The sequence below is a fragment of the Neobacillus sp. NPDC093182 genome (assembly GCF_044754045.1).
On record NZ_JBIVOI010000042.1, the window covers coordinates 1 to 2,046 of the forward strand.

Sequence of the window (2,046 nt, forward strand, 5' to 3'; positions counted from 1 at the left end):
CATGAAAATATTTCATGCGCCTCTCACAGATCCGTACGTGCGGGTCATCGCATACGGCTCCTCCACTTTATCCCCTTTGGGGATGTAGTTCATTGTAAATGTCTAAAAGAAAAACAAGTTTAATTTCTCGAAACCTTTTATTAGGAATCGCAAAATGTACCTGCTCGGTTTTAGAATTCCTCCATCTAGTCATTGAAAGGTGAGAAAGTTCGCCTTTCCAATTCCTTTTCCGAAGCTCCCTGTGGAGCTTTCTTATTTTTCTCCAGCTTCTTAGCTGAATCATTCTAAGCCTTCTTCGAATCCATGAGTCCAATTTTTGAAATAAGGTCTTTGAAAATCCAATGCCAAAGTATCTCCCCCATCCTCTAACAATGGGATTTAATCGTTGCTTGACGAATTCTTCCAGATTGATGGTTAGGTTTCTTTTCGTTACATCTTTGATACTTTTCTTGAATTTCTTTACTGCTTTGTCTGATGGAGAATGGAAATACCCTTTTTTGAAAACATAACCTAAGAAGATAAAAGGTTCTTCATAATTGTCTACAATCTTAGTTTTGTCTGGGTGGACTTTCAGTCCTAATTTTTCCTCTAAGAGCTTCACTACAGTCCTTAGCACTCTTTCTGCACCCTTTCGGGATTTGCAACAGATGACGAAGTCATCCGCATACCTTGTAATACGGTGACCTCTCTCCATCATCATTTCATCGAGTGGATGCAGATAGATGTTTGCTAATAGTGGACTGATTACGCCACCCTGAGGACTCCCGGTGTCACTCTCATAGAAACTTCCGTTTTCAAGGATTCCCGATTTTAAGAACTGCAAAATTAGCGCTAACACGCTACTGTCCACTACTTCTTCTTTGATTAATTCGATAAGCTTATCGTGAGGAATTGAATCAAAGTATGTCTTTATATCGGCATCAATTACAAAAGTGTATCCTTCCATTAAATCCTGTCGGATTTTATCTATCGCCATATGTGCACTACGGTTTGGACGGAATCCAAAACTACAGTCTAAGAATTTCTGTTCAAAGATTGGTTCAAGTATTCTTTTAGTTGCGGCTTGGAGAGTTCGGTCTTCTACTGTCGGAATTCCTAGTGGACGTTTTGTACCATCAGCTTTTGGAATGAAGACTCTTCTGACGGGTTTTGCACGATATGTTTTCAAACGCAAAGATTCTTGGAGCACTCTTAAGTTGTGTTCCAATTCCATTTCATACTCTTTAATCGTTACTTTATCCACACCGTGTGAACCTCGATTTTTCTTCACATCATAAAAAGCTTGTTCCAAGTTTTGATAGTTCCATAATTTATCCATTAGGCTGTACCACTTGCGTTTCTTTTTAGAATTCTCCACTACACGTAAGCTTCGTTTTCCTATTGATTCATTCATGCATTCGTTTCCTTTCCCAATACAATATCAACTGAATAGGTGACCCAATGGTTGATATTTGATATTAGTACTTCGCCCTAAACAACCTACTTTCTTTCGGTCTCGATTCTTCGGCTATCTACCTCATCGACTTCTGTTTAGTACATGACGAGTAAATAAGTTCGTATTGCTTTTCTTCCATGGACAGACGGGCTTCACATCAGTTCACTGCCTTTTGGGTCAATGTCTGCCTTATCAACTTCGTGATAAGTCACTTGTCTTTGTGGCATTTCCGACAAGCTTATTCACTACTATCCCCTGCTCTGACTTCTCACCTTCCATAGTCCATTTCTTGTCCATCACGGCTTTGAAAAAGAGTTACCACCTACGGTGGAGATGATGAGATCTCCTTGGGTCACGTTCATCGCCTTTCACTCGAAGCCAGTCCTCATAACTAATAAGATACGGAGTGGTATTGGACGTCCCCACTTTATGCAAGGTTATCCCATCTTACCAGCCAACATGGTTACAGCCACCTGTTCCGAGCTTTGCCTTCAGGTCCTCCGCACGAAATCTCACGATACTCGCACTACCTGTCAGCTATACATTTCCGCCACAACGGCATGTTAGGGACTTTCACCCATAAGAGCGATGCGCTGCCAAGCGCACATAAA

1 protein-coding gene is annotated in these 2,046 nt (G+C 41.0%); it reads right to left on the reverse strand.

Translation table 11 applies throughout. The features are described 5' to 3' along the window. Nucleotides 1-67: 67 nt before the first annotated feature. Complete coding sequence (ltrA, locus tag ACIQAA_RS32355) at nucleotides 68-1,393, reverse strand: group II intron reverse transcriptase/maturase (protein ID WP_402628013.1); 1,326 nt, start codon at nucleotides 1,391-1,393, stop codon at nucleotides 68-70. Between the last annotated feature and the right edge of the window lie 653 nt (nucleotides 1,394-2,046).